The sequence below is a fragment of the Agromyces larvae genome, from assembly GCF_022811705.1.
GTDB lineage: Bacteria > Actinomycetota > Actinomycetes > Actinomycetales > Microbacteriaceae > Agromyces > Agromyces larvae.
This window is the reverse complement of the sequence record NZ_CP094528.1, coordinates 2,959,830-2,983,171: the sequence shown is the minus strand read 5'-3', so window position 1 is coordinate 2,983,171 and position 23,342 is coordinate 2,959,830. Positions and strand designations below refer to the sequence as shown.

The following is a 23,342-nucleotide window of genomic DNA, read 5'->3' as shown; positions in this document are numbered from 1 at the left end:
GAGCGGTCCAGAACCGAAAGCAGACCATGACCCTCCGATCGAAGCATCCGCGGGCCCGCCTCGTCCTCGCCGGCGTCGCCCTCGTCGGTGCCGCCGCGATGCTCGCCGGTTGCGCCGGCCCCGCTCAGGACGAGGTGCCGACCGCGGATTCGCAGACCGACCTCGCTCGCCCGCCCGCTGAGGACGACCCGAACGCCGTCGCCGGCGGCACGCTGCGCCTCTCGACGTCATCCGACCCGGTGTGCCTCGACGGCCACCAGGTCTCGACCGCGCAGCTGCAACTCCTCGGCCGCATCATCTACGACAACCTCGTCAGCCTCGACGCCGACGGCAACCCGTCGCCGTGGCTCGCGGAATCGTGGGACATCTCCGAGGACGGACGCACCTACACCTTCCACCTGCGCGACGACGTGACCTTCAGCGACGGGACGCCGTTCGACGCGGCAGCAGTGGTTGCGAACTTCGATCACATGGCCGCTCCCGAGACCAAGTCCCCGCTGGCTGCCGCGTACATCGACCCGATCGCCTCCACTCGTGTGATCGACGACGAGACGCTCGAAGTGAAGCTCGACTACGCGTACAGCCCGTTCCTCTACGTGCTCGCGCAAGGGTGGCTCGGTCTCATCTCGCCGAAACAGCTCGCCGAGCACCCCGAGCAGACGTGCCTGCAGCCGATCGGCAGCGGCCCGTACGTCGTCGAGAAGTACACGCCGGGCGAGGGCGTCACGTTCGCCAAGCGCGCCGACTACGACTGGTCGGCCGACTATCTGAACCATGACGGTCCCGCCTACCTCGATCGCATCGAGATCAGCTTCATCACCGAGCCCGCTGTCCGGTACAGCTCGCTCGTCAGCGGTGAGTTCGACGCGACCGACAACATCGCCCCGCAGAACGCCGCGGCGATCGAGGCGGATTCGTCTATCGAATACCACAACATCTCGCGCATCGGGAACCCGCAGCGCATCACGCTCAACACCTCACGCCCGCCCTTCGACGACCTGAAGGTCCGGCAGGCGCTCGCGCTCGGCATCGACTCCGAGGGCATTGCGGAGGCCGTCGGGTTCGGTGAGTACGAGCCGCGCCACGCGTTCCTCTCGCCGACGACGCAGTACTACGACCCCGCTGCCGAAGAGGCGTGGGAGTACGACCCCGACCGCGCGGGCGAACTGCTCGACGAGGCGGGCTGGAGCACGATCGACGCCGACGGGTATCGAACGAAGGACGGTCAGCGGCTCACGGCCGAATTCCCCGTCACCGAGACCGCCACGCCTGGCTCGCTCAACGACCTCATCCAGTCCGAACTGAAGAAGCTGGGTGTCGAACTGAAGCTCATCCAGTTGCCGAGCGCCGAGGCGCAGGAGCGCCGCCGAAACGGCGACTACGACATCGGCACGGGTGTGTGGCACACGAACACCCCCGACGCCCTCTACATCGTGTACGCATCCGGCGAGATCACCTCACCTGAGCGCATCGGGCAGAACACTTCCCGACTGACCGACGCTGAGCTCGACGGAATCCTCCTCGACGCGCGCCAGACGACCGACACCGAGGAGCTCGCCGAGCTCTACGGCAAGGCGCAGGCGAGGCTCGCCGAACTCGTTCCGGCGATCCCGCTGTACGACTTCTATACGCCGTGGGCCGTGCACGACAACCTCCATGGCGTGCTCGCCGACTCGTCGCACGGTGTGCCCCTCTTCACGATCGCGTGGCTCGAACCATGACCGAGACGACTGTCGACGGGGCGGCGGAAGTGTCCGCCGCCCCCGAGTCGCCGACGCGGTCGTGGACCGCAGGCATCGCGCGGGGCCGCGTGACCCGCACGGTCCGCGCGCTCGGCCTGACCGTCGGGCGACGCGTCCTGAGCGGCATCCTCGTGCTCTGGGGCGCCGCGACGCTGACCTTCCTCGCACTCCACGTGCCGAAGGGAGACCCGGCGATCATGCTGCTCGGAGGCAGCGAGGCGAACCCCACGCCCGAGGTGCTGGCGCAGGTGCGTGCCGAGTGGGGGTTCGACCGTCCGATCTGGGAGCAGTACGCCCGATACTTCGGCCGTCTGCTCTCGGGCGACCTCGGCACGTCCTACCAGCAGCGGATGCCGGTGGCCGACGCGATCGGCATCCAACTCGGGCCGACCGTGGTGCTGGCCTTCACCGCCGCGGGCGTGTCGGTCGTGCTCGCGATCGTCGTCGCCCTCGCGACCGCGAAGCGCGGGCGGGTGCTCACCGGGTTCGCCTCCGGCACCGGCATCCTCCTCGCGAGCATTCCGGGTTTCGTGCTCGGCATCCTGCTGCTCTTCCTGTTCGCCGCACTGATCCCCATCTTCCCGTCCTCAGGGACCGACGGCATCGAACGGCTGGTTCTTCCCGTCCTCACGCTCGCGCTGCCGATCGCTGCGACGCTCGCCCAGGTGATGCGCACCGAACTCGACGAGGTGCTCGAGCAGCCCTTCATCCTCACCGCTCGCACCCGCGGGCTGAGCGTCACCGCAGTCAAGATCCGTCACGCGCTGCGCCACTCGCTCGTGCCCATCGCGACGATGACGGGCTTCGTGATCGCGAACCTGCTCGGCGGGGCGGTGCTGGTCGAGACGGTGTTCAGCCGTCAGGGCATCGGCCGGCTCGCGCTCGCCGCCGTACAGAACCAGGACTTGCCGCTCGTGCTGGGCGTCGTCCTGTTCGCGGCGCTCGTCTTCGTCGTCGTGAATCTCGTCGTCGACGTGCTGTACTCCGTCATCGACCCGAGGCTGGCGACGGCATGAGCGCGGCAACGACATCCGTCCTCGACGCGACGGTCGCGGCCCCCGCGCGAGCGCGTCGGCGCCCGCTCTGGTTGCGTACGAGCATCGTCGCTTCGGCGGCGTTCCTCGCTCTGATCATCTCGGCGGCGCTCTTCCCCACCGTCTTCGCTCCCTACGACCCGCTCGAAGTCGACCTTCGGGCGATCCTCGCGCCGCCGAGCGTCGACCACTGGTTCGGCACCGACGACGCCGGACGTGATGTGTTCAGCCGCATCGTCCACGGTGCGGCGGCCTCGCTCGCGATCGGCTTCGGGGCGACGATCATCGGAGTCGTGGGCGGCAGCCTGCTCGGCATCCTCGCCGGCCTCGGGCCGCGCTGGGCCGACGCGAGCGTCATGCGTCTCGTCGACTGCCTGGTCGCAGTGCCGGACATCCTGCTCGCGATGATCGTGATCACCCTCGCGGGCGGAGGCACGATGAACGCGCTCATCGCCGTCGGCATCGCGAGCATCCCGAGCTACGCCCGGATCATCCGGGCGCAGTCGCATCAGGTGCGCGTCGCACCGTACATCGAGGCCGCGCGCACGCTCGGCATCGGCAGCGGGCTCATCGCCGTGCGGCACGTGTTCCCGAACGCCTTCCGCCCGCTCATTCCGGTGATCGCGCTGCGCATCGGCGGTGCGATCGGTGCGGGGGCCGGCCTGAGCTTCCTCGGCCTGGGGGCGCAGCCGCCGGAGGCCGAATGGGGCGCGATGATCGCCTCGGCTCGCAACTTCCTCGTCAACGACCCGCTCCTCGTGTTCTGGCCTTCGCTCGCGGTGACGCTCACCGTGCTCGCGGTCGGCGTGATCGGGCGGGAACTCAAGCAGCGACTCGAAGGGAGGGGCCTCGGATGACGATCGAGGTCTTGGAACGGCCGGCCCCGGGCGCGGATGGCTCGGGCGCGGCACGTGAGAGCCGTGAGGGCTCGTCGGCCGGCGGCGGGCCGCCCACACCGGTGATCGAGGTGTCGGGTCTCGAGGTGGCCTTCCACCACCACGACCACGGCTGGCGCCGTGTCGTACGCGGAATCTCGCTCGAGGTGTCGCCAGGTGAATGCCTCGCCCTCGTCGGCGAGTCGGGCTCGGGCAAGTCGGTCACGTCGCGTTCCTTGGTCGGCCTGGCCGGCGAGCGTTCGCGTGTGCACGCCGATCGGCTGGCGATCGACGGTGTCGATGCCCGTCAGTTCTCGGAACGGAGCTGGCGAGGCATCCGCGGTTCGCGCATCGGCTTCGTACTGCAGGACGCGCTGGCGTCGCTCGACGGATTGCGACCCGTCGGCCGGGAGATCGGCGAGACGCTCGAGCTGCACACCCGGTTGACGCGCAAAGAGCGCGCACAACGGGTCGTGGAGTTGCTCACCGAGGTCGGCGTCCCCGAGCCCGAACTGCGGGCACGGCAGCATCCGTACGAACTGTCGGGGGGCCTTCGCCAGCGAGCGTTGATCGCCTCGGCGATCGCCGCGTCCCCGAAGGTGCTCATCGCCGACGAGCCGACGACCGCGCTCGACGCGACTGTGGCCGCGCAGATTCTGCGCCTGCTCGGACGTCTCAAGTCGGATGACGGCGCGATGCTGCTCGTGAGCCACGATCTCGCGGTCGTCGCGAGCATCGCCGACCGCATCGCCGTCATGCGCGACGGCGAGATCGTCGAGGCCGGCACCACCGAGGCCGTGCTTCACGATCCGCAGCACGAGTACACGAAGCGACTGCTCGCTGCGATTCCTTCCGCCGCTTCGAGAGGTTCGCGCCTCTCGCCCGACTCACCTCCCGCGGGCGTCTCGCGCGGGCGGTCGGCGGCGCGGCGGGTCGAGGCGGATGCCACGGCGCCATCGCCTGCGATCGACTCGGTGCCGGACGGCGGCCTGCTGATCGAGGCATCCGGGCTGGTGAAGCGATTCCGCGGACCGGACGGCATCGATCGCACCGTCGTCGACGACGTGTCCTTCGTACTCGGACGAGCCGAGACGCTGGGGATCGTCGGCGAGTCCGGTTCGGGGAAGACCACGGTGGCGCGGATCGCGCTGGGCGTCGAGACCGCCACCGAGGGAGAGGTTCGCGTCGCGGGTCGGCGTTGGCAGGATCTCGGCGGCGCTGAGCGCTCGAGGATCCGCCGACGCATCCAGGTGGTGTCGCAGGACCCGCTCGGATCGTTCGATCCGCGCTACACGGTGCGCAAGGTGCTCGACGAAGCGCTCGGCGTCGCCGGCATCCGAGGCGGTGCGCGCACCGCCCGGGAGCGCGAACTGCTCGATCTGGTGCGGCTCGAGCACGCGACCCTCGAACGCCGGCCGCTCGACCTCTCGGGCGGCCAGCGCCAACGCGTCGCGATCGCGCGCGCCCTCGCGGTCGATCCGGACGTGATCGTCGCCGACGAGCCGGTCTCCGCGCTGGATGTCTCGGTGCAGGCGCAGATCCTCGACCTGTTCGAGGACATCCAGCGCGAGTACGGCGTCGCTTACCTCTTCATCTCGCACGACCTCGGTGTCGTGCATCACGTCGCCGACCGCGTGCTCGTCATGAAGGACGGCCGCGTCGTCGAATCGGGTGAGGCCGACGCCGTATTCCACCGTCCATCGCATCAGTACACCCGTGCCCTGCTCGACGCGATTCCGAGCATTGCATCTGCCCGACGCACCAGCTCCACCACCACGGAAGGCGCACCACGATGACCGCAGACCGACCTCGCAGCATGAGCCTCGGGATGAACATCCTCGGGCTCGGCGGGCACGCCGCCGCAGCCCATCTCCACGAGGTGCCGCCGACGGCGACCACCGATGTCGACTACTTCGTGAACATCGCGAAGATCTCCGAGCGCGGCGCGCTCGACGGCATCTTCCTGGCCGACGGCCCGGCGTATCAGGGCGGGCGAGCGGGCGGCGGCAAGCTCGACCCGATCGTGCTGCTGACCGCGGTGGCGGCCGCGACCGAGCGCATCGGGGTGATCGCGACCGCCTCGACGTCGTACAACCATCCCTACAACCTGGCCCGCCGGATCGCGTCGCTCGACCACATCAGTCGCGGGCGGGCTGGCTGGAACGCGGTCACCACCGCGGGCGATGCCGCGGCCCGCAACTTCGGGCAGGACGGCGCCGCGTTCCACTCCGACCGCTACCGTCGCGCCGACGAGTTCATCGACGTCGTGACGAAGGCGTGGGGCAGTTGGGCGCCCGATGCGACTCGGCTCGGACCCGACGGGCTCATCGATCGCCGCCCCGACGCGGTGCAGCCCATCGGCCACACGGGCGAGTTCTTCTCGGTCGAGGGTGCGGGAACCCTGCCCCGCACTCCGCAGGGCCGACCGGTGATCGTGCAGGCCGGCGCATCCGAGGGCGGCAAGAACCTGGGCGCGAGGTGGGCTGACGCGATCTTCACGGCGCAGACGACGCTGGAGGACGGCATCGCGTTCGCCCGTGACATCCGAGCCCGCGCCGCGGCCTTCGGCCGCAATCCGAACCATGTGCGCATCCTGCCCGGTCTCTCGACCGTGATCGGCTCCACCGAGGAGGAGGCGCAGCGACGCTGGGACGAACTCGACTCCCACCTGTCGTTCGAACAGGAGTACGCGCAGATCTCGGGGCGGCTCGGCGTCGACGTGCGGGAGCTCGACCTCGACGCGCCGCTGCCGTGGGAGAAGTTCCCGAAGCCCGATGACTCGTTCCGCACCAGCCACGGCTTCCTCGAGGCGCAGCTCAGCCTGGCGCGGCGTGAGAACCTGACCCCGCGTCAGCTCGTGAAGCGCATCCGCAGCGGGCACCGGCTCGCGGTCGGCACGCCCGAGCAGATCGCCGACACGCTCGAGCAGTGGTTCCGGGCGGGTGCCGGAGACGGGTTCAACATCATGCCCGACGCGTTCCCGTCGGGTGCCGAGATCTTCGTCGACCACGTCGTGCCCGAACTGCGCCGTCGCGGACTGTTCCGGCACGAGTACGAGGGCACGACGCTGCGCGATCACCTCGGGCTGCCGCATCACGACCTGATCGAGGCGGACGAGCGCGAGCGGGCCGGGTCGCGAGCGCTCGCGAGCTGATCGGATGCCACGTCGCCGGTGCATCTCGTAGGACTCGCGCGGCGACACGCCGACGGGGCGGCGCGGCCTCCGGCGTGTCGGCCGCCAACTCCTACGCTCGGCGCACGCCCGCGACTCGACGACGGACCGGCCGGCCTGGTCGTGACGCAGCCGCCTCCCAGCGAGCCCGCGCGTAGGATGGGTCGGTATCCCTCCTGACGTGAAAGAGGTCCCGGTGGCCGAGGTCCACGACGCTGCGCCGAGCACGGCCGGCTCCTGGGTCGTCCCCGTCGTGCGAGGCATCCTCGCTCTCGTGCCCGCCGTGGTGATCACGTTCAACCAGGACCACTCCCCCGCGCTCGGCCTGGGCGTGTTCGGCTGGTGGGCCGTCGTGGCCGGCGCCGTCGTCGGCGCGCTCGCCCTGCGGCTCCAGCCCGACCGGGTCGTTCGGGGCGTCTCCGCCGTGACCGCGGTGGTCACCGTCGTCGCCGGCGTCCTGGCGCTCACCTTGCCGTCGAGCCTGCCCGTGCTGCTGTACCTGGTCAGCGTCTGGGCGGCCGTCACCGGCTTCACCGAGCTCTACCTCGGTCTGCGCGGGCGCGGCCGGGCGCCCGAAGCACGCGACTGGATGACGGTCGGCGCGTTCACCGCGCTGCTGGCGATCCTCTTCCTCCTGCTGCCGCCCGACGCCGTCACCGCGGTCGGATTCCTCGGCGCGTATTTCGTGATCGTCGGCGTGGCCCTGCTCATCGGCGGCTTCTCGCTGAAATGGGCGGCGAGCCGCCCGGCCCCGGATGCTCCGCAGGCGAGCCCGACCGCGGCATCCCCTGAGGCATCCGCACCCGAAACGGAGCAGTCGTGACCGATCCCTACAAGCCGAGCAAGCGCGATGTGCTGCGCCCCGCCGAGTACGTCGGCGGCGCCGCGATCGCCGCGATCTTCGTCGGCGTGATCGTGCTGGCCGGCACGCACGACTGGATCACCGCGCTCATCGGCACCGGCGGCGTGTTCATCGTCGTGCTGGTCGTGCTCGCGCTGCTGCAGATGGCGATCAAGCCCGACGCGTCCGAGCGCGCCGAACTCGAGGGCGACGGCCCCGACGAGCACACCGAGGACCGCCCGGGCCTGCACTAGCCCGCCGCTGCCTCGCTCGCGACTGAGGTCGATCTGAGCGACTGAGGTCGATCTGAGCGACTGAGGCTCGGCCAGGCCAGGCTCATACGCGCAAATCGACCTCAGTCGTGCGGCGCCAGCCGGTCGACGAGTTCGTCGGCCAGGCCCACGTACGACGCGGGCGTGAGCGCGAGCAGCCGCTGCGTCGCGGCATCCCCGATCTCGAGCGACGACACGAAGGCCGCCAGCTCGGCCGCACCGACCCGCTTGCCGCGCGTGAGCTCCTTGAGCAGCGCGTACGGGTCGCTGATCGTCGACCGGCCCGCGACGACCTCGCCGCGGATGACGGTCTGGATCGCCTCGCCCAGCACCTCCCAGTTGTGGTCGAGGTCGTCGAGCAGCAGCGCCCGGTCGAGGTCGATCTCGCCGAGCCCGCGCAGCAGGTTGTCGAGCGCGAGCAGCGAGTGCCCGAACCCGACGCCGATGTTGCGCTGCGCCGACGAGTCGGTGAGGTCGCGCTGCAGCCGCGAGGTGACGAGGGTCGCGGCGAGCGAGTCGAGCACGGCGCTCGAGAGCTCGAGGTTCGCCTCGGCGTTCTCGAACCGGATCGGGTTGACCTTGTGCGGCATCGTCGATGAGCCGGTCGCGCCGGCGGCCGGGATCTGCCGGAAGTAGCCGAGCGAGATGTAGGTCCAGATGTCGGTCGCGAGGTTGTGCAGCACGCGGTTGGCGTGCGAGACGCGGCCGTAGAGCTCGGCCTGCCAGTCGTGCGATTCGATCTGCGTGGTGAGCGGGTTCCAGGTGAGCCCGAGCGACTCGACGAACTCGCGCGACACGTCGGGCCACGAGACATCCGGCACCGCGACGACGTGCGCCGAGAACGTGCCGGTCGCGCCCGAGAACTTGCCCAGGTACTCGGTCGCCTCGACCTGCCGGGCGATGCGCTGCAGCCGGTGCGCGAACACCGCGAGCTCTTTGCCCATCGTGGTGGGCGTCGCGGGCTGGCCGTGCGTGCGCGAGAGCATCGAGGCATCCCGGTGCTCCTCGGCGAGCTCGGTCAAGCGTGAGATCACGAGACCGAGCTTCGGCAGCCAGATCTGCTGCACCGCATCGCGCACGGTGATCGCGTACGAGAGGTTGTTGATGTCTTCGCTCGTGCACGCGAAGTGGGTGAGCTCGGCGATCGAGTCGAGGCCGAGTAGCTCGAGCCGCCGGCGCACGTAGTACTCGACGGCCTTCACGTCGTGCCGGGTCGTCGCCTCGAGCGCGGCGAGCTCGTCGATGTCGGCCTGGCCGAAGTCGGTCACGACCGCGCGGAGGGCGTCCTTCTGCGAGGGCGTGAGCGGCTGCGTGCCGAAGAAGCCGCGGTCGGTCTGGGCGATCAGCCACTCGACCTCGACGTGGATGCGCGCGCGATTGAGCCCGGCCTCGGAGAGATGCTCGCCCAGCGACCCGACCGCCGCGCGGTAGCGTCCATCGAGCGGGCTGAGCGGCTGGGGAGGCAGCGAAGTCATCGGATTCCTTGTCTGAGAGCCGGCGCGAGTTGCCGGAAGAGCGCCTTGGTCGACCGCTCTATCATCCCAAGAACTCGATCGAAGGTTTCCGCATCCGAGTAGTAGGGGTCGGGCACGTCCTGCAACGGCGCCAGTTCGGGCTCGAATTCGAGCAGCAGGCGCACCTTGTGCTGGTCGGTCGCGTTCGTCGCCCAGTTGCGCAGGATGCGGGCCTGCCCGCGGTCGAACGCGACCACGAGGTCGAGCTCGCCGAAGTTCGTCGGGTCGAACTGCCGTGCCCGGTGCTTCGAGCCGTCGTAGCCCGCGCGGTCGAGTGCGTCGATGGTGCGCTGGTCGGCCTGCTCGCCGACGTGCCAGTCGCCGGTCGCGGCCGACTCGATCGCGAGCGCGCCGTCGAGCCCCGCGTGCTCGGCGAGGGATCGCAGCACCACTTCGGCCATCGGTGAGCGGCAGATGTTGCCGGTGCACACGAAGCTGATCCGGAAGGGCACAGCGGCGTCCCCCACGGGTTCCGCTCGGGTCATGAGCCCTATTCTGGTGGAGATCGAGCGCCCGCGCAGCGGCGAGTTCGGCGGGCGCGGCCGGGGTGCGGAGGCGGGATGTCGGGTTGGGATGCCTCACGGCCGGGCATGGCGACGGATGCCTCGGTGCCGGCGTCGGCGACGGATGCCTCGCCGATGTCGGCGACGGGTGCCTCGCCGGTGCGGCAGGCGCCCGATGCTCCCCCGGCCGATGTCGCGTCGGACCCGTCGCTCGTCGCCGCGCTCGTCGCGGCGCAGCATCCCGATCTGGCGGGCCCGGTGCGCGAGGTCGCGAGCGGGTGGGACAACACGGTCTTCCGGCTGGGCGAGCGCCTGGCGGTGCGGATGCCGCGCCGCGAGCTCGGGGCGCACCTCGTCGCCGGCGAGCAGCGCTGGCTGCCCGAACTCGCCCCGCGCCTGCCGGCGCCGGTGCCCGCACCGGTCCGCGTCGGTCGGCCGGCGCTCGGCTACCCGTACCCGTGGAGCATCGTGCCCTGGTTCGACGGCGTGGACGCGGCATCCGTCGCCCCCGCCGACCGCGGCGAGGCGGCCGACGGGCTCGCCGGCTTCCTCGCGGCCCTCGGCGATCCCCGCGCTCCCGCGCCGGCCGATGCCCCCGCCAACCCGTACCGCGGCGTGCCGCTCGTCGACCGCGACCCGATCACGCGCGAGCGCATCGACGCGGCCGTGGCGCAGGGGCTCGTCGATGCATCCGCCGCAGCCGTGCTCGATGCGGTGCGCGCCGACGCGCTCGCCGCGCCCGTCTGGGCCGGGCCGCCCGTGTGGGTGCACGGCGATCCGCATCCGGCGAATCTGCTGCTCGAGGCATCCGGGTCGCTGGCCGCGGTGCTCGACTTCGGCGACCTCACCTTGGGCGACCCGGCCTGCGATCTCGCGACCGGCTGGCTCACGTTCGACGCGGCCGGACGGGCGAGGTTCCGCGCCGCGATCGAGGCCCGACGCGAGACGGATGCCGCGGACTGGCGCCGCGCACGCGGCTGGGCCGTCGCGCTCGGACTCGCGATCGTGACCGCGGTCGGCGTCGACGGGCGCGTCGGGCGCATCGGGGCGCACGCGCTCGCCGAGGTCGTCGCCGAGGCGCGCTGACTGCTCCTCCCCAGCGCCGGCTCGCCGGGGGAGTTCGCACGGATGCCTCGTCGCCGCGCCGTGGCGGCGGCGCCGGCCGCGAGACTCGAGCGCATGTACCATGACCGACCGGCCGAGGCCTCCGAGACCACCCCGTACACGGCGTACCGGCTCGAGGTCGCCGAACGCGAACGCGCACGGCTCGCGGCGCTGCTCGACGAGGTGCGGGCGCTGCGACCGGGCCTGCCCGAACAGGGGCCGGCGTCCTGGCGGTCGGCCGCGTCCGAGCAGTACGACGTGCAGCTCGGCGATCTGCGCAACGCCGTCCTGGTCGGATGCGACCAGCTCGAGCGGGCCCACGACCACCTGGTCGCGCGCATCGCGGCGATGCGCCGGGCGCTCGAGTCCGCGACGGTGGCGCCGTGAGCGACGACCTCACGATCACCTCGGGGTCGGCGTCCACCGTGGCCGTCGACGACCTCCTGGTCGAAGCCGCGGCCCTCGGTGCGCTGGCCCACGCCGCCGACGAGTGGCGAACGCAGGTGCGGCAGATCCACGGCACGCTGGCGGCGCTCGACCTCGACGCCGAACCCGGCGCCTGGGGAGCCAACGCTCCCGTGCACGACCTCGCGCACGCCTGGTACCTGCTCGAACGGGCGATCGATCGTGCGGAACGGCTTCGCGCGGCCCTCGTCGGCGCCGCCGACACCTACGGCGCGACCGAGCAGCGGGTCCGCGCGATGTGGGACTTCGGCACCCGCGTCGGGGCGTGGCTGATCGGCGGGCGCCTGCCGATGATGCTCGGCCCGCTCGGGATCCTCGGCGTGGGCGGCGTCGCCGGGCTGCTCGCGCTCGGCGCCCGGGTGCGTTCGGCCGTCGATCCGAACGGCACCTCGGGCGACCTGCGCCGGCTGCTCGGCTCGGCCGGGTTCATCCGGGTCGTACGGGCGGCCGGCGGCGCGCTCGACGAACTGCTGCTCGGCGCGGCCGGGGTGCCCTTGCCGTTGGCGATGACGCTGGGCGATCGGGTTCGCACGCCCGAGAACACGGCCGTGCTGATGGGGCTGGCGAAGGCCGCGTCGGCGATCGGCAACCGCGCCCTCGTCGAGACGCCGGTCGGGGTCCGTCCGGCCGCCACCACCGCGGCCGGCGCCGCGGCATCGACGCCGGTGGCGCCGCCCGCCGGGCTCGGCGAACTCGGCCGACGCCTGCCGTCACCTCAGGACGGCGACCCGCAGATCGCGGTCGAGCGCTACGACACCGCCGAGGGGCCGCGGTTCATCGTGTACGTCGCCGGCACCGTCGACACGGGGGTGGTGCCCGGATCCCAGCCGCTCGACCTGACCAACGATGTCGCCGCGGTGGCCGAGTCGGCCGAGCTCGCGCAGGTGCTCGGCCTCGGCGAGGACGCCTCGGCGATGTCGCGTGCGGTCCGCGAGGCGCTGAGCCGGGCCGGGGCCTCCTCGACCGACCCGGTGCTCGCGGTCGGGTACTCGGCCGGCGGCATCGTGGCGGGCGACCTGCTCGGCGACGGAGCCTGGAACGTCGAACGGGCGGTCAACCTCGGCGGCCCGAACTCGCAGGCCGACCTCGGCGGCAAGCCGATGCTGTCGGTCGAGCACAGCGACGACCTGGTGCCCGCGCTGGGCGGGCCCGAGCAGTCCGGCGCCGAGCGACTCGTCGTCACGCGCCAGGCCGTCGACGGCGGCGAACCGGTCGACGGGGTGCTGCCCGGCCACGACCTCGCGCGCTACCGCGAGACGCTGGCGCTGCTCGATGCGTCGGACGCCCCCGAGGTCGTCGAGTTCGAGACGTACGTGCGCGAGTTCACCGCGGGCGCGCCCGGTGTGCGCACCGAGTGGACGGCGGTGCGGCTCGACCGCGCCGGCGCCGGCGGCGACATCGACGACGCCGCGGGGCGGTGCGTGCCGGTCAGTCCCGCCCGGGGCGGACGACCAGACCGATGAGCCAGGTGATGAGCCCCAGCACGAGCGCGCCGAGCACCCCCCACCAGAAGCTCTCGACGGTGAGGCCGAAGCCCATCAGGTCGCTGAACCACGCCACGATGAGCAGCAGCAGTCCGTTCACGAGGAACGACACCAGCCCGAGCGTGATGACGTACAGCGGGAACGCGACGATGCGGATCGCCGTGCCGACGACGGCGTTCACGAGTCCGAAGATGAACGCGATGAGCAGATACGTGAGCACCGTCGCCAGCGTGGTCTCCTCGTACGGGACCACGTTCACGCCCGCGACGATGAGCGTCGTCAGCCACAGTGCGAACGCCGAGACGATGACCTTCAGGAGGAATCGCATGGCTCAACTCTGGCAGATCGGCTCCCACGACCGTAGGGGTAGCGTGGATCACGTGACCCCAGCTGCACCCGAGACGCCGCACACCGCCGTGCGCCTTCGACCCGAGATCGCCGCACTCCCCCCGTATCGCCAGGGTCGGCCGGCGCCGGCCGACGGCTACAAGCTGTCGAGCAACGAGAACCCGCACGACCCGCTGCCCGCGGTCGTCGACGCCATCGCCGCGTCCGCGGCATCCGTCAACCGCTACCCCGACGCGACCGCGCTCGCGCTGCGCGAGAAGCTCGCCGAGCGATTCGGCGTCACATCCGACGAGGTGATCGTCGGCGCCGGCTCGGTCGCGCTCATCGCCCAGTTCATCCTCGCCGCGTGCGCGCCGGGCGACGAGGTCGTCTACTCGTGGCGCTCGTTCGAGGCGTACCCCGGTCTCTGCACCGTCGCGGGCGCGACGAGCGTGCAGGTGCCGAACCGACCCGATCACGGTCACGACCTCGACGCCCTCGCCGACGCCGTCACCGATCGCACCCGGGTCGTCATCGTCTGCTCCCCCAACAACCCGACCGGCCCGATCGTCACCGCCGACGAGTTCGCCGCGTTCATGGCGAAGGTGCCGAGCGACCGGCTCGTGCTGCTCGACGAGGCCTACATCGAGTTCGTCCGCGACGAGGCATCCCATCGAGCGGCTCCGGGCGCCGCCGTCGACGGCGCGACCCTGCTGGGCCGCTACCCGAACCTGGTCATCCTGCGCACGTTCTCGAAGGCGTACGGCCTGGCCGGGCTGCGCGTGGGGTACGCGATCGGGCCGGTGTCGATCCTCGACGCCGCCCGCGCGACGGCCATTCCGCTGGGCGTCACGGGTCAGGCGTCGGCCGCGGCGATCGCCTCGCTCGCCCCCGAGGCCGAGGCCGAACTGCGCCGTCGCGTCGACGTCATCGTCGAACGGCGCGACCGGCTGCGCGCCGCGCTCGTCGCGCAGGGCTGGGCGGTGCCCGAGGCGCAGGGCAACTTCGTGTGGCTGCCCACCGGCGAGCAGACGGCGGCCGTCGCCGAGGGTCTGTTCGACGCCGGGGTTGTGGCGCGGGCGTTCCCGCCCGAGGGCATCCGTATCTCGGTCGGCGAAGAGTCCTCTGTCGAGGTTGTCACCGAGATTCTGGGCCAGCTTGTCGGAAGTTCACAAACGTAGGCGTCGACCACGGGGTTTAGCGTGGAACGGTGGCAGCCCTCAAGCGAGATTTCTCCGCCCCCACGTTGCAGTTGCTGACGCCCGAGGGCGAGCTGCGGCCGACGCCCGAAGCCGAAGCGTTCCTGCCGATCGTCGACGCGCTGCCCGACGCCGAGCTCGAGCAGTTCTACCGTGACATGGCGATCTCGCGGCGGGTCGACATCGCCGGCGCCAACCTGCAACGGCAGGGTCAGCTCGCGCTCTGGGTGCCGAGCCACGGCCAGGAGGCCGCGCAGGTCGGGTCGGCGCGCGCGGCCCGCCCGCAGGACCACATCTTCCCGTCGTACCGCGAGCACATCGTCGGCATGATCCGCGGGCTCGACCCCGTGAAGATCCTCGGCCTGCTGCGCGGCGCCACCCTCGGCGGGTGGGACCCCGCCGAGAACGGCAACTTCCACCTGTACACGCTCGTGCTCGCGTCGCAGACGCTGCACGCGACCGGCTACGCGATGGGCCTGGCCTTCGACGGCGCCACCGCGACCGGCCACCCCGAGACGGATGCCGCGGTGCTGGTGTACTTCGGCGACGGCTCGACCTCGCAGGGCGATGCCAGCGAAGCCCTCGTCTTCGCGTCGAGCTACCAGACGCCGCAGGTGTTCTTCGTGCAGAACAACCAGTGGGCGATCTCGGTGCCGGTCGAGCGGCAGAGCCGCTCCCCCATCGCGCTGCGCGGCGGCGGATTCGGCATGCCGGGCGTGCGCATCGACGGCAACGACGTGCTGATCAGCTACGCCGTCAGCCGGCAGGCGCTCGAAGACGCGCGCTCGGGCGAGGGACCGAGCTTCATCGAGGCGGTCACCTACCGGATGGGCGCGCACACCACGGCCGACGATCCCACGAAGTACCGCACGCAGGACGAGGTCGACCTGTGGACCCGTCGCGATCCGATCACACGGTACCGAGCGTGGCTGGCCGGCCGCGGAGCATCCGATGCCTTCTTCACCGAGGTCGACGAACAGGCGCAGGATGTCGCGTCCGACGTGCGCCGACGCGCGCTCGAGATGCCCGCTCCCACGCGCGAGGTGATCTTCGAGCACGTGTACGCCGAGCCGCACCCGCTGATGCGCGAGCAGTACGCGTGGCTCGACGCGTTCGAGCGCAGCCTCGACGGAGGCGTAGCGTGAACGGGGCGGGGATCGATGAGGAGGTCGGCGTGAGCAATCCGACGGGGGCGCCGGTGGATGCCTCGAACCACGAACTGCGCGGGGTGCGCACGCTGTCGATGGCCAAGGCGATCAACGCCGGCCTGCGCGAGGCGATGCTCGCCGACCCCAAGGTGCTGCTCATGGGCGAGGACATCGGCAAGCTCGGCGGCGTGTTCCGCGTGACCGAAGGGTTGCAGGCCGAGTTCGGCGAACGGCGGGTGCTCGACTCGCCGCTGGCCGAGTCGGGCATCGTCGGCACGGCGATCGGGCTCGCGATGCGCGGTTACCGGCCGGTCATCGAGATCCAGTTCGACGGGTTCATCTTCCCCGCGTTCGATCAGATCACCACGCAGCTCGCCCGGCAGAACCTGCGGCACGGCGGCGGCATGCCGATGCCGATCGTCATCCGCGTGCCGTACGGCGGGCACATCGGGTCGATCGAGCACCACCAGGAGAGCCCCGAGGCCTACTTCGCCCACACCCCGGGCCTGCGGGTGGTCTCGCCGTCGAACCCGCACGACGCGTATTGGATGATCCAGGAGGCGATCGCCTCGAACGACCCCGTGCTCTACTTCGAACCGAAGAGCCGGTACTGGCCGAAAGGCCCGGTCGACCTCGAGCACGCCGGGCTGCCGCTGCATGCCTCGCGCGTCGTGCGCGAGGGCACCGACGTCACGGTCGTCGGACACGGCGCGATGGTCGCGACGCTGCTCCAGGCGGCCGACATCGCCGCCGAGGAGGGCACGAGCCTCGAGGTCGTCGACCTGCGATCGATCTCGCCGATCGACTACGGGCCCATCCTCGACTCGGTCGCCCGCACGGGCCGGCTGGTCGTGGCGCAGGAGGCGTACGGCAACGTCAGCGTCGGCTCCGAGATCGCGGCGACCGTCGCCGAGCGCGCCTTCTACACGCTCGAAGCGCCGGTGCTGCGGGTGTCGGGCTTCGACACGCCGTTCCCTCCGGCCGCGCTCGAGGCCGAGTTCCTGCCGAGCCCCGACCGGGTGCTCGAGGCGGTCGATCGGGCGCTCGCGTACTGATCGCCGCGCCCGCTGCCACGCTCGAAGACATGCCGCTTCGCGGATGCACCTGCTGAAAGGCTGAACAGATGGCTGAGATCCGCTTCCCGCTCCCCGACGTCGGCGAGGGCCTCACCGAGGCCGAGATCGTGCAGTGGCGCGTCGCGCCCGGCGATCGGGTCGAACTCGACCAGGTCTTCGTCGAGATCGAGACCGCGAAATCGCTGGTCGAACTGCCGAGTGCGTTCGACGGAGTCGTCGCCGAGCTGCTCGTCGACGAGGGCGCGACCGTCGAGGTCGGGACGCCCATCCTCGTGATCCAGACGGATGCCTCGAGCGGCATGTCTTCCGGGGGTGCTGGGGGTAGTGGCAGCGCCGCCGCGGCCGCTGCGGTCGCCGAGGCCGCGCCCGAGGCCGCGGCGCCCGCCGTCCCCGCTCCGCCGGCCGCCGCTGCCCCGGCCGCTGATGACTCGAGCGGTGCCGTGCTCGTCGGCCATGGTAGCTCGGGTCCGGCACGCAGTCGTCGCCGGCGCCACGAGGTGCCGGGTGGGGCGCACGAGCACCTGGCCGCGGTGCCGGCCCCGCCGTCTGCCGCCCCGGCGGCCTCGACCGGGGCTGCGGCGGTCGCGGCATCCGTCTCGGCCACGCCCTCCGCTTCGGCGGCCCCGTCGCCGCGCATCGCCGAGCCGCACGTGCCGGTGCTCGCGAAGCCGCCGATCCGAAAGCTCGCGAAGGACCTGGGCGTCGACCTGTCCCGGGTCACCGGCACCGGCCCGATCGGCGACATCACGCGCGACGACGTCATCCGCGAGGCGAGCCAGGCCAGCGTCTTCCGCAACATCCAGACGCCCGACCTGCCCGCCGATCGCGAGACGCGCATCCCAGTGAAGGGCGTGCGCAAGGCCATCGCGCAGGCGATGGTGCAGAGTGCATACTCCGCGCCGCATGTATCGGTGTTCGTCGACGTCGACGCCACGCGCACGATGGAATACATCAAGCGGTTGAAGGCGTCGCCCGACTACGCCGGCGTCAAGGTCTCGCCGCTGCTCATCATGGCCAAGGCGATCATCTGGGCGGTTCGGCGCAACCCCACGGTGAACGCGCAGTGGACCGATGACGAGATCATCGTGAAGCACTTCGTGAACCTCGGCATCGCGGCGGCGACGCCCCGCGGGCTGATCGTGCCGAACGTGAAGGAGGCGCAGGCGATGTCGCTGGTCGAACTCGCCACCGCGCTCGAGCAGCTGACGCTCACCGCACGAGAGGGCAAGACCCAGCCAGCCGAGATGCAGGGCGGCACCATCACGGTGACGAACATCGGCGTGTTCGGCATGGACACCGGCACGCCGATCCTGAACCCGGGGGAGGTCGGCATCGTCGCGCTCGGCACCATCAAGCAGAAGCCGTGGGTCGTCGACGGCGAGGTCCGCCCCCGGTTCGTGACGACCATCGGCGGGTCGTTCGACCACCGCGTGGTCGACGGCGACGTCGCGAGCCGGTTCCTCGCCGACGTCGCCTCGATCATCGAGGAGCCCGCACTCCTGCTGGAGTAACCCGCGCCCCTCCCACCCCCCGCGCAACCCCTCGACAGGGACGCAATTCAGGTTCGGAGGTGTGTCGGGGCGGGTTCAGGGGCTGTTTTCGGGCGACACGCCGTGCGTGGACCTGAATTGCGTACCTGTGTGCGGCGCGTGGTGCGGGGTGCAGCGGGTGGCGGGGCTGGGGGTGGGGTGCTCAGACGCGCAGTTCGTAGATGACGGCGTCGTCGGTGCGCGCGGCCTCGAGCATGCCGGCGGCCGTGAGCGCGCGTCGCGCCGAGAGGTTGGCGACCTCGCACTCGGCGCGGGCGATCTCGGCGCCGACCGAACGGATGAGCGCGAGCGCCGCGTGCACGGTGTGCGTGCCGAGCCCCTCGCCGCGCGCGGCGGGGACGAGGCCGAACACGAACTCGACGACGCGGGGGTCGTCGGTGGCGAACAGGTTGACACCGCCGATCGCGGCGCCGTCGGCACCGCGCCGCACGATGTACGGGCCGAACGGGGCCGGATCGCCGCCTTCGCGGACGGCGCCGAGGTACTCGTCGATCAGTTCGGGCTCGTCGATGAACGAATAGCCGCCCTCCCAGCCGTCGGTCAGATCGACCTCGCCCGCGAGCAGGCGCTCGGCATCGGCGACGGTGAAGGGGTGCAGGGTCAGGGGGACCGTGGTGGCTTCCACGTGGTTCACCTTCTCATCGACCGCGACGACACGCCAGCCCTGTCCACAGGTGTTCGGCAGATCCTGAGGATGCGCAGAGTCTCCACCTAGATGGTTTTGACAATCATTATCAATAAGCCGTACGCTGGGGGTATGGCCTCGTTCCGATCCCGTGCCCGCGCACCGTTCCGCATCCGACCGCTCGTGCTCGCTGCGGCGGCCGGCGCCGGCCTGCTCGTGCTGTCCGGGTGCGCCGGCGGCGGGGCATCCGATGCGTCCGACGATCGGCCGCAGATCGTCGCGACCACCACTCAGATCGCCGACTTCGCGCGTGAACTGGTCGGCGACCAGGCCGAGGTCGTCCAGTTGCTCGAGCCGGGGCAGAGCGCGCACTCGTTCGATCCCTCGGCGGGGCAGCTGCTCGCGATCTCGCGGGCCGACGCGGTGCTCGTCAACGGCGCCGGGCTCGAGAGCTGGCTCGACGATGCGCTCGATTCGGCCGGCTTCGACGGCCCGGTCGTGGATGCCTCGCAGGGCATCGAGCTGTTCGGCACCGACGACCACGAGCACGGCGAGGATGCGCACGCCGACGATGCGCACGCCGAGGACGGCGACGAGCACGCCGACGAGGCATCCGATCCCGACGATCACGACGCCGACCACGACCACGCCGACGGCAACCCGCACATCTGGACCTCGCCCGCGAACGCGACACGCATGGTCGAGAATCTGGCCGACGGCCTCGCCGAGATCCCGGGCATCGACGCCGACGCGGTGCGAACCGCCGAAGCCGGTTACACCGCTCGGCTCGCCGATCTCGACGCCTGGATCCGCGAGAACATCGCCCAGGTGCCGGTCGAGCAGCGCCTGCTCGTGACCAACCACGACGCGTTCACCTACTTCCTCCACGAGTACGACATCACGCTGGTCGGCAGCGTCATCCCGAGCTTCGACGACAACGCCGAGCCGAGCGCCGCAGAGATCGACGAGCTCGTCGCGAAGATCCGCGCGACCGGGGTGCGGGCGGTGTTCGCCGAGCAGGCGATCTCGCCGAAGACCGCGGCGACCATCGCCCGCGAGTCGGGCGTGACGGTGTACTCGGGCGACGACGCGCTGTACGGCGACGCGCTCGGCGCGGCCGGAACCGAGGGGGCGACCTACATCGGGTCGACGGTGCACAATGTGCGTCTCATGCTCGCGTCGTGGGGCGTCGAGGCTTCCGACCCGCCCGCGTCCCTGCGAGGATGACGCCGTGAACGACGCAGCGGGGGAGCAGGGCGCACGGATGCCACGACCGGTGCTCGCGCTCGACGGCGCCGCGTTCACGCATCCCGGCGGGTCGGGTGTGCACGGGCTGACGTTCTCGATCGCGCCGGGCGAGGCCGTGGCGCTGATCGGGCCGAACGGCGCCGGCAAGTCGACGCTCCTGCAGGGCCTGCTCGGGCTCGTGCCGCGCACGGCGGGCACGGTGCGGTTCGCGGGCTCCGAGGCATCCGATCGCAGCCGCGCCGGCCGCGGCGAGCTGGGCTTCCTGCCGCAGACCGTCGAGCTCGACCCCGACTTCCCGATCTCGCTCGAGCAGGTCGTGATGCAGGGGCGGTATCGGCGGCTCGGCTGGCTGCGCTGGCCCGGACGGGCCGACCGCGCGGCGGTGCGGGCGGCGCTCGACGCCGTCGGCCTCGCCGACCTCGCGAAGCACCAGTTCGGCGAGCTCTCGGGCGGGCAGCGCCAGCGCGGGCTGCTCGCGCGCGCCCTGGCATCCGATCCCGCGCTGCTGCTGCTCGACGAACCGTTCAACGGACTCGACCAGCCGAACCGCGACGCGCTCATCGAGACGCTGCGCACGCTGAAGGCGCGCGGTGTCGCGGTGCTGGTGTCGACGCACGACCTCGAACTCGCCCGCGAGGTCTGCGACCTGGTGCTGCTCGTGAACGGCGACCAGCGGGCGTTCGGCTCGGTCGACGACGTGCTCACGCTCGGCAACGTGCAGGACTGCTTCGAGGGCGTCGAGGTCGAGCTCGACGAGCACACGCTCGTGGTGCCCGGGCACGAAGGGCACGACGACCACGAGAGCTACGCCGCGCGCGAGGGGCTGCGCTGACCGCGGTGGGGGAGGGGCGCCCGTGAACCTCGCCGATGCGCTGTTCGGCGCGTTCGCGCTGCCGTTCATGGCGCGCGCCCTCGTGGTGCTGCTCGTGCTCGCGGTCGTCGCGGGCGTGGTGGGCGTGCTCGTGAACCTGCGCGGGCTCGAGTTCATCAGCGACGGGCTGACGCACGCGGTGTTCCCGGGGCTCGCGATCGGGCTCGCGGTCGGCGGGTCGGCGGGCCTGCTGCCGGGTGCGGCGCTCGCGGCGCTCGCGGCGGCGATCGTGCTCACCTGGCTCGCGCGCGCGGGCATCGCCTCGGATGCCGCGATCGCCATCGTGCTGACGGCGACGTTCGGCGTCGGCGTGCTCGTGGTGTCGCGTAGCGACGACTACGCGGGCGAGCTCGAGGCGCTGCTGTTCGGGCGGGTGCTGACGATTCCGCCCGGTCAGGTCGTGCCGCTCGTCGTGGTGTGCGCGGTCGCGCTGGTCGCGGTCGGCGTGACGCTGAAGCAGCAGGTGTTCCGCGCGTTCGACGCGCGGGGGAGTCGGGCCGCGGGAGACCCGGGGCTGGTACTCGATCTCGTGCTGAACGCGGCGATCGCGCTGGTCGTCGTGGCCGCGGCGGCGACGGTCGGGTCGCTGCTGGTGCTCGCGCTGCTCATCGTGCCCGGCGCCTCGGCCCGGCTCGTGACCCGTCGGCTGTGGCTGCTCTTCCCCGTCGCCGCCGGGTTCGCCGCGCTGGCGTCGTGGCTGGGCCTCGCCACGGGGTTCGCGGTGTCGGTCGGGGCCGGCGTGGACCTGCCGACCGGACCGACCGTCGTCGCGATGTTCGTCGCGCTCTACGCGCTGGTGCTCGGCGCCACCTCCCTGTCCGCCGGGGTGCGGTCCACCAGGGTGCGCTCCGGTGCGGCGGCGTCACGCGATCAGGAAGATCGGGGCGACAGGCCGGCACGAGCGGGCGCCGGGCGGCGTGTCGCGGAATTCTTCCTGAACGGCGGTCGAGCATGACCGGCGGGTACTTCGAGCTCGCGCTCATCGCGGCCACGGTGATCGGCGCCGGCAGCGGCTTCGTCGGCGCCCTCGTCGTGCTGCGCCGCCGCACGTTCTTCGCGCAGGCGCTCACGCACGCCACCTACCCGGGAGCGGTGGTCGCCGCCGCGATCGGCGTCAGCGTTCCGTTGGGGGCGGCCGTGGCATCCGTCGTCATCGTCGCGATCATGCAGTTCGTCGCCCGCACCCGCCGCCAGGGCGCGCAGGTCGCGGCCGGCATCGTGCTGACCGGCGGGTTCGCGGCGGGGGCGCTGCTGCAGGCGGCGATCCCGGGCATCCCGGTGCGGGCCGAGTCGCTGCTCGTCGGCTCGATCCTGACGGTCACGACCGGGGATGTGCTGCTCGCGGCATCCGTGTTCGCGATCGCGATCGTCGCGGTCGCCGCCTTCGGCAAGGAGCTCGCGTTCTCGACGTTCGACCCGGCCGGCTACCGGGCCGCGGGCTACCGCGCCTGGCCCACCGAGCTGCTCGTGCTCGCCCTCACCGCCGCGACCGTCGTGACCGCACTGCCCGCGGTCGGCGCGATCCTCGCGATCGCGCTCATCGCAGCGCCGGCGGCGGCGGCCCGGCTGGTGCTCGGGTCGTTCCGCGGCATCCTCATCGCGTCGGCGGCGATCGGCGCCGCCTCGGGCATCCTCGGCGTCCTCGCCTCGCGGGCGCTCGCCGTCGCCGCAGGACCGTCGATCGTGCTCGCGGCGACTGCGTTCTTCGTCATCGCCCTGCTCGCGCGACGCGCGAGGCGGCTACCGTGGAGACGGGACATCCCCGTCGAAACCGCGGAGGAGGCGAGGCTCGCATGAAGCGCAACACCTGGCAGCGCGAGGCCGTCCGCGAGGCGCTCGACAGCACCGACGGATTCATCAGCGCGCAGGCGCTGCACTCCGCGCTGCACGCGAGCGGGTCGCCGATCGGGCTCGCCACCGTCTACCGCGCGCTCGGCGACCTGGCCGCGGCGGGGGAGGCCGACTCGCTGCAGTCGCCCGAGGGCGAGGCGATCTACCGCGCCTGCTCGACGACCGGTCACCACCACCACCTGATCTGCCGCACCTGCGGGCTCACGGTCGAGATCGCCGCCGACGAGGTCGAGGCGTGGGCGAAGCGGGTCGCGGGCGAGCACGGCTTCACGCGTGCAGCCCACGTCGTCGACGTGTTCGGGTTGTGCGCGTCCTGCTCGGCCGCGATCGACGGGCCGCGATCGGATGCCACGCAGCATCCGGATGCTTCGAAGCGATCGGATGCCTCGCAGCCCGAGCCGCACACGCACTGACCCGGCCCGGGGCATGCCGGGCCGGTCG

23 protein-coding genes are annotated in these 23,342 nt (G+C 71.7%); 19 read left to right on the top strand and 4 right to left on the bottom strand.

Translation table 11 applies throughout. The annotated features are described in order from the left end of the window. The first annotated feature begins 26 nt into the window (after positions 1-26). The 7 genes from MTO99_RS14345 to MTO99_RS14315 all read left to right on the top strand — a co-directional run bounded on the left by MTO99_RS14345 (position 27) and on the right by MTO99_RS14315 (position 7,918). Entirely contained in the window at positions 27-1,721 is a 1,695-nt protein-coding gene (locus tag MTO99_RS14345) for an ABC transporter substrate-binding protein (protein WP_243554313.1), read from the top strand. Beyond that, positions 1,718-2,758 (top strand): ABC transporter permease, encoded by a 1,041-nt coding sequence (locus MTO99_RS14340; protein ID WP_243554312.1) that lies wholly within the window; start codon positions 1,718-1,720, stop codon positions 2,756-2,758. Before MTO99_RS14345 ends, MTO99_RS14340 begins: the two co-directional genes overlap by 4 nt. Then, the gene (locus tag MTO99_RS14335) at positions 2,755-3,633 is read left to right on the top strand and encodes an ABC transporter permease (protein ID WP_243554311.1); all 879 of its coding nucleotides are present in this window, start codon (positions 2,755-2,757) and stop codon (positions 3,631-3,633) included. The genes MTO99_RS14340 and MTO99_RS14335 overlap by 4 nt, the downstream gene beginning before the upstream one ends. After that, entirely contained in the window at positions 3,630-5,447 is a 1,818-nt protein-coding gene (locus tag MTO99_RS14330) for a dipeptide ABC transporter ATP-binding protein (RefSeq protein WP_243554310.1), read from the top strand. The genes MTO99_RS14335 and MTO99_RS14330 overlap by 4 nt, the downstream gene beginning before the upstream one ends. Continuing rightward, entirely contained in the window at positions 5,444-6,805 is a 1,362-nt protein-coding gene (locus MTO99_RS14325) for an NtaA/DmoA family FMN-dependent monooxygenase (RefSeq protein ID WP_243554309.1), read from the top strand. Before MTO99_RS14330 ends, MTO99_RS14325 begins: the two co-directional genes overlap by 4 nt. A gap of 214 nt (positions 6,806-7,019) precedes the next feature. Beyond that, entirely contained in the window at positions 7,020-7,646 is a 627-nt protein-coding gene (locus tag MTO99_RS14320) for a DUF308 domain-containing protein (protein ID WP_243554308.1), read from the top strand. Next, complete coding sequence (locus MTO99_RS14315) at positions 7,643-7,918, top strand: ABC transporter ATP-binding protein (RefSeq protein ID WP_243554307.1); 276 nt, start codon at positions 7,643-7,645, stop codon at positions 7,916-7,918. Before MTO99_RS14320 ends, MTO99_RS14315 begins: the two co-directional genes overlap by 4 nt. Before the next feature lie 101 nt (positions 7,919-8,019). Here the strand turns inward: MTO99_RS14315 and purB are convergent, their stop codons facing one another. Beyond that, positions 8,020-9,411 carry an adenylosuccinate lyase gene (purB, locus tag MTO99_RS14310; RefSeq protein WP_243554306.1) on the bottom strand — a complete coding sequence of 464 codons (1,392 nt, stop codon included), beginning with the start codon at positions 9,409-9,411 and terminating at the stop codon, positions 8,020-8,022. Further along, a complete protein-coding gene (locus MTO99_RS14305) occupies positions 9,408-9,935 on the bottom strand; it encodes a low molecular weight protein-tyrosine-phosphatase (RefSeq protein WP_243554305.1) in 528 nt (175 codons plus the stop codon). The genes purB and MTO99_RS14305 overlap by 4 nt, the downstream gene beginning before the upstream one ends. A 75-nt stretch (positions 9,936-10,010) precedes the next feature. Between MTO99_RS14305 and MTO99_RS14300 the strand changes: the two genes are divergently transcribed. From MTO99_RS14300 to MTO99_RS14290, 3 genes are all read left to right on the top strand, one after another. Beyond that, a complete protein-coding gene (locus MTO99_RS14300; RefSeq protein ID WP_243554304.1) occupies positions 10,011-11,039 on the top strand; it encodes an aminoglycoside phosphotransferase family protein in 1,029 nt (342 codons plus the stop codon). A 93-nt stretch (positions 11,040-11,132) separates the two neighbouring features. Beyond that, positions 11,133-11,444 carry a hypothetical protein gene (locus MTO99_RS14295; protein ID WP_243554303.1) on the top strand — a complete coding sequence of 104 codons (312 nt, stop codon included), beginning with the start codon at positions 11,133-11,135 and terminating at the stop codon, positions 11,442-11,444. Next, positions 11,441-12,985: a hypothetical protein gene (locus MTO99_RS14290; RefSeq protein ID WP_243554302.1), complete on the top strand. Its 1,545-nt coding sequence runs from the start codon at positions 11,441-11,443 to the stop codon at positions 12,983-12,985. The genes MTO99_RS14295 and MTO99_RS14290 overlap by 4 nt, the downstream gene beginning before the upstream one ends. On the opposite strand, the gene MTO99_RS14285 is transcribed toward MTO99_RS14290, so the two are convergent. Beyond that, entirely contained in the window at positions 12,951-13,334 is a 384-nt protein-coding gene (locus MTO99_RS14285; protein WP_243554301.1) for a phage holin family protein, read from the bottom strand. The two genes, MTO99_RS14290 and MTO99_RS14285, sit on opposite strands and share 35 nt — an antisense overlap. 52 nt (positions 13,335-13,386) lie before the next feature. On the opposite strand from MTO99_RS14285, the gene MTO99_RS14280 reads away from it, so the two are divergent. From MTO99_RS14280 to MTO99_RS14265, 4 genes are all read left to right on the top strand, one after another. Beyond that, complete coding sequence (locus tag MTO99_RS14280; protein ID WP_494337199.1) at positions 13,387-14,514, top strand: histidinol-phosphate transaminase; 1,128 nt, start codon at positions 13,387-13,389, stop codon at positions 14,512-14,514. A gap of 29 nt (positions 14,515-14,543) precedes the next feature. Further along, a complete protein-coding gene (locus tag MTO99_RS14275) occupies positions 14,544-15,677 on the top strand; it encodes a thiamine pyrophosphate-dependent dehydrogenase E1 component subunit alpha (protein ID WP_243554300.1) in 1,134 nt (377 codons plus the stop codon). A 98-nt stretch (positions 15,678-15,775) separates the two neighbouring features. Then, a complete protein-coding gene (locus MTO99_RS14270; RefSeq protein WP_243559112.1) occupies positions 15,776-16,735 on the top strand; it encodes an alpha-ketoacid dehydrogenase subunit beta in 960 nt (319 codons plus the stop codon). Positions 16,736-16,803: 68 nt separating this feature from the next. Further along, positions 16,804-18,267 (top strand): dihydrolipoamide acetyltransferase family protein, encoded by a 1,464-nt coding sequence (locus tag MTO99_RS14265; RefSeq protein ID WP_243554299.1) that lies wholly within the window; start codon positions 16,804-16,806, stop codon positions 18,265-18,267. Positions 18,268-18,448: 181 nt separating this feature from the next. Here MTO99_RS14265 and MTO99_RS14260 read toward each other — a convergent pair whose 3' ends face one another. Beyond that, on the bottom strand, positions 18,449-18,931 hold the full coding sequence (locus MTO99_RS14260; RefSeq protein WP_243554298.1) for a GNAT family N-acetyltransferase: 483 nt from the start codon (positions 18,929-18,931) through the stop codon (positions 18,449-18,451). 132 nt (positions 18,932-19,063) lie between these two features. Here MTO99_RS14260 and MTO99_RS14255 point away from each other — a divergent pair, with 132 nt between their 5' ends. Genes MTO99_RS14255 through MTO99_RS14235 form a run of 5 tightly spaced genes read left to right on the top strand, consistent with a single transcriptional unit; the run spans position 19,064 to position 23,314 of the window. Continuing rightward, the gene (locus MTO99_RS14255; protein WP_243554297.1) at positions 19,064-20,158 is read left to right on the top strand and encodes a metal ABC transporter substrate-binding protein; all 1,095 of its coding nucleotides are present in this window, start codon (positions 19,064-19,066) and stop codon (positions 20,156-20,158) included. Positions 20,159-20,162: 4 nt separating this feature from the next. Beyond that, a complete protein-coding gene (locus MTO99_RS14250; RefSeq protein WP_243554296.1) occupies positions 20,163-21,011 on the top strand; it encodes a metal ABC transporter ATP-binding protein in 849 nt (282 codons plus the stop codon). Between the two features lie 22 nt (positions 21,012-21,033). Next, positions 21,034-22,005, top strand: a complete 972-nt coding sequence (locus MTO99_RS14245; RefSeq protein ID WP_243554295.1) for a metal ABC transporter permease — start codon at positions 21,034-21,036, stop codon at positions 22,003-22,005. Next, positions 22,002-22,847, top strand: a complete 846-nt coding sequence (locus tag MTO99_RS14240; protein WP_243554294.1) for a metal ABC transporter permease — start codon at positions 22,002-22,004, stop codon at positions 22,845-22,847. The genes MTO99_RS14245 and MTO99_RS14240 overlap by 4 nt, the downstream gene beginning before the upstream one ends. After that, positions 22,844-23,314 carry a Fur family transcriptional regulator gene (locus MTO99_RS14235; RefSeq protein WP_243554293.1) on the top strand — a complete coding sequence of 157 codons (471 nt, stop codon included), beginning with the start codon at positions 22,844-22,846 and terminating at the stop codon, positions 23,312-23,314. The genes MTO99_RS14240 and MTO99_RS14235 overlap by 4 nt, the downstream gene beginning before the upstream one ends. Positions 23,315-23,342: the final 28 nt, after the last annotated feature.